This is a genomic window from Dielma fastidiosa, assembly GCF_000313565.1.
Taxonomy (GTDB): domain Bacteria; phylum Bacillota_I; class Bacilli_A; order Erysipelotrichales; family Erysipelotrichaceae; genus Dielma; species Dielma fastidiosa.
In genome coordinates this window covers 1-1866 of the sequence record NZ_CAEN01000075.1, presented here as the reverse complement: position 1 = coordinate 1866, position 1866 = coordinate 1, and the positions used below count along the sequence as shown (strand labels likewise).

1 protein-coding gene is annotated in these 1866 nt (G+C 34.2%); it reads left to right on the top strand.

The features are described 5' to 3' along the window. The first annotated feature begins 183 nt into the window (after positions 1-183). Positions 184-1497, top strand: coding sequence for an ISL3 family transposase (locus DAHG_RS00015; RefSeq protein WP_022936290.1), 1314 nt, complete (start codon positions 184-186; stop codon positions 1495-1497). Positions 1498-1866: the final 369 nt, after the last annotated feature.

Sequence of the window (1866 nt, the reverse complement as noted above, 5' to 3'; positions counted from 1 at the left end):
GGCGCTTTAAATTAGTGTGTGGGTGTGGCATACCTATAAACTTATGTGTGGCCATTTTTTTACCTATCTAACGTTGTGTGTGGTAGCCTTTAACTTTTTGTGTGGTTTCCTTTTTTGCCATAAAAAAACCTTCGTGTTATGATTCTTTTGCCGAGAAAATTGACACGAAGGAGGCCTTAACCTATGTATGATTTTATCACAGATTTATTTAATTTAGACAAGAAGATGATTAAAAATATCTCTGTCTCTTCTTCTCCTACCTTGACTCAGCTTCATATTTCTCTTATCCCTCAACGTATCCCTTGCCCTTTCTGCCATGGAATCACTCACTTAAATGGCTATTCTAAGCCGAAAGTGATCAACCATCCTAAACTGACCGACAGAAAATGTGTTATCGTTTTCAAAAATAATCGGTATCAATGTAATGAATGTCTTCGTACCTTCTCTGGTCCCAATCCTTTTTCTTTCACGAATTTTAAAAATTCTTATCTGGCTCTCAATAATATCATGGTTTCTTTATCCAATCTCAATTACACCTATAAAATGGTCGCTGATGCCAATCATATTTCTGTTACACAAGTTCAGCGTTACTTTGACAGTTTCGTTAATATCCCTCGAATTCATTTGCCTGTATCGATAGGCATTGATGAAATCCATTCTAAAATGGCCAAACAATCTGATTCTTCTTACTTATGCGTTATGGTGGATAATGTGAATCGTTCTTTATTTGAAATTCTTCCCTCCCGCTCTAAAAAAGAATTACAGCACTATTTTGAAAGAATCCCGGAAGAAGAAAGAAAGACTGTTCGTTTCGTTACCATTGATATGTGGGAACCCTATAAAGACGTTGTTCACAGATATCTTAAAAATGCCATTATCGCTGTAGATCCATTTCATGTAGTGAAGCATTTAGGGGATGCTTTTACCCGGATTCGTCTTAATATCCTGTATCAATTAGAATATGGCAGTGATAGTTATTATCTTCTAAAGAGTTGGAAGGATCTGATTGAAAAAGACGTTTTCTTAGATAATGAACCCATTTATAATCAACGGTTCAAGAAAAAACTGAACAAACGTGACTTACAAGATATGATTCTTGATATCAGTGAGAACTTAGCTCTTGGGTATCGTTTAAAAGTGATGTATAAAAATTTTAATGATCATGGCACAGAAGAGAATTGTGAAGCATGGTTTCAAACTGTCTTGAATGCTTTCAAAGAAGCAGATCTCTCTGAATACGCAGAGTTTGTGGAACTTCTCGTGCATTGGAAAAAAGAAATTTTGAATTCATTCCAAAGACCTTTTGATGATCGAAAGCTCAGTAATGCTCTTTCAGAGAATATCAATGGACAAATCAAAACCTATTTAGCGATTTCTAATGGTGTCACTAATTTCACCCGATTTAGAAAACGCTGCCTGCTATCTCTTAATAAAAAAACATTTTATTCAATCAATAATCGTTTAAAATCTGATAAATATACAAATGATAAAAATTAAAATAAGTTGACTCTTTTCTCGGCCTACAAAAAAACAGATGATTTCAGGTACTGATTCTACTATTCTTCATGTACATTTATCATCTGTTTTTATTTCAACACTCCGGCTGTAACTAAGGTAAGAGTAATGTAGGTAAGAAATGGGTATAGCTTATAAATTGGCCCTTATTTAGTAGTGACTTTTCATTCACCTGAATTTATCAGGAATATAGAAAAAAGGAAAGAATTTCTCACTCTTTCCTCCTCTTTTACCCCAGCTATTTCTAAAATATTTTTTCTCACTCTAGATTTAGCTGTTGTTTGTTTATTTCCTTGCCACTCTCTAGTTTAAAGCGTCATTTTCCTAGACCACACTCTAGTTTACATTACC

What these genes read in the sequence shown, in the direction of transcription:
- DAHG_RS00015 (WP_022936290.1), top strand. Translation starts at nt 184, where the DNA reads ATGTATGATTTTATCACAGATTTATTTAATTTAGACAAGAAGATGATT.